The sequence below is a fragment of the Kocuria sp. CCUG 69068 genome (assembly GCF_020833785.1).
GTDB lineage: Bacteria > Actinomycetota > Actinomycetes > Actinomycetales > Micrococcaceae > Kocuria > Kocuria rosea.
In genome coordinates, this window is the sequence record NZ_PDDL01000216.1 from 1 (window position 1) to 2,007 (window position 2,007).

Consider the following 2,007-nt stretch of genomic DNA (forward strand, 5'->3'; position numbering starts at 1 on the left):
TCGAGGAGGCCGGCTTCGACCGGGTCCTCGTCGACGCCCCGTGCACCGGCCTCGGGGCGCTGCGCCGCCGCCCGGAGTCGCGCTGGCGGCGCACCCCTCGCGACCTGGCGGAGCTCGGGCCGCTGCAGCGGGAGCTGCTGCACGCCGCCCTGGACGTCGCCCGCCCCGGCGGCCTGGTCGCCTACGCGACCTGCTCCCCGCACGCGGCCGAGACCCTCGCCGTGGTCCAGGACGTGCTGGCCCGCCGCGAGGACGCCGAGCTGGTCGACGCCCTGGCGCCGGTCCGGGCCGCGGCCCTGCCCGGCAGCCTCGACGGGGACCGCGCCCCGTCCCGCCCGTGGGCGGGGGGCGCCGGCCCCGCGACCGTCCAGCTGTGGCCGCACGTCCACGGCACGGACGCCATGTTCCTGGCCCTGCTGCGCAAGCGCTGAGCCCCCGACCGCCCGACCACCAGGAGTCCCCGTGCCCCGCACCTGCATCCACCCCTCGATCCTCTCCGCCGACTTCGTCAACCTCGAGACCGAGCTGGGCCGGATCGCCGCCGCCGACGCCGTGCACGTGGACGTCATGGACAACCACTTCGTCCCGAACCTGACGCTGGGCATGCCCCTCGTGGAACGGATCCTCGCCGTCAGCCCCCTCCCGCTGGACGTGCACCTGATGATCGAGGACGCGGACCGCTGGGCCGCGGGCTACGCCGAGCTCGGCTGCGAGTCGGTCACCTTCCACGCCGAGGCCGCGCGCGCCCCGCTGAAGCTGGCCCGCGAGCTGCGCGCCCACGGCGCCCGCGCCGGGATGGCCCTGCGCCCCGCGACCCCCGTGGAGCCGTACCTCGACCTGCTGCCCGAGCTGGACATGCTCCTGGTCATGACGGTGGAGCCCGGCTTCGGCGGCCAGGCCTTCCTCGACGTCACGCTGCCGAAGATCCGCCGGGCCGCCGAGGCGATCCGGGCCGGCGGGGGACGGGTGGCGCTGCAGGTGGACGGCGGGATCACCGAGGAGACCATCGTGCGGGCCGCGGAGGCCGGGGCCGACACGTTCGTGGCGGGCTCCGCCGTCTACGGCGCGGAGGACCCCGGGGCCGCGATCACGGCCCTGCGCGGGGCGGCCCGCTCCGCGCAGTCCTGAGCCGGCCGGCCGCGGGCCGCCGCGGGCACGCCCTGTGACATAATCGGGGCACGAACAACGTGTTCCGGGGTCGGTGGAAGTCCGAACCGGCGGTCACAGTCCGCGAACCGGACGACCACGTCCCTGCGGGCGCCCAGCGCCCGCACCGACGGGTCGCCCGGCCGAACCGGTGGAACTCCGGTACCGACAGTCACAGTCTGGATGGAAGGCAACACGTTCAACGGCCCTCGTGGCGCGCCGTCGACGGCACCCGCCACGGCGCCGTCCGGACCCGTGGGTCCCGACGGCGGCACCGTTGTCCTGCGCCCCGGTTCCGCCCCGGGAAAGGACGACGTGATGGACCCGCAGCACCGGACCGGCGACGACGCCGAGCGCTCGGTCATGCGGACTGCCCTGCACGCGGCGGCGCGCGGCCCGCGCGGGGCCAACCCCCTCGTCGGAGCCGTCCTCGTCGACGCCGAGGGGCGGATCCTGCACGTCGGCCACCACCGCGGGGCGGGCACCGTCCACGCCGAGGTCGACGTCCTGGAGCGCGCCGGGTCCGCCGGCACCGACCTCCGGGGCACCACCATGTACGTCACCCTCGAGCCGTGCAACCACTGGGGCCGCACCGGCCCGTGCGCCGAGGCGATCGTGGAGGCCGGTGTGCCCCGCGTGGTCTACGGCGCCCCCGACCGCACCGCCGCCGCCGCCGGCGGAGCCGCCACCCTGCGCGCCGCGGGCCTCGAGGTCCGCTCGGGGCTGCTGGCCGAGGAGGCCGAGCGGCTCAACGACCGCTGGGGCGAGACCGTGCGCGCCCAGCGCCCGTTCGTGACCCTGAAGGTCGCCCAGAGCCTCGACGCCCGGATCGCCGCCGAGGACGGGACCAGCCGGTGGATC

At 76.8% G+C, this 2,007-nt stretch carries 2 protein-coding genes, 1 pseudogene and 1 riboswitch; all 3 genes and pseudogenes read left to right on the plus strand.

Translation table 11 applies throughout. The features are described from left to right. Positions 1–431 (plus strand): annotated as a pseudogene (locus CRM73_RS19005) (rRNA small subunit methyltransferase B); the annotation flags it as partial. Between the two features lie 31 nt (positions 432–462). Beyond that, positions 463–1,128: a ribulose-phosphate 3-epimerase gene (gene rpe, locus CRM73_RS19010; RefSeq protein WP_017833942.1), complete on the plus strand. Its 666-nt coding sequence runs from the start codon at positions 463–465 to the stop codon at positions 1,126–1,128. A 55-nt stretch (positions 1,129–1,183) separates the two neighbouring features. Further along, positions 1,184–1,347, plus strand: a riboswitch (FMN riboswitch). A gap of 117 nt (positions 1,348–1,464) precedes the next feature. After that, positions 1,465–2,007, plus strand: a 543-nt coding sequence (gene ribD / locus CRM73_RS19015) for a bifunctional diaminohydroxyphosphoribosylaminopyrimidine deaminase/5-amino-6-(5-phosphoribosylamino)uracil reductase RibD (protein WP_229588774.1), incomplete at its 3' end; no start/stop codon positions are given.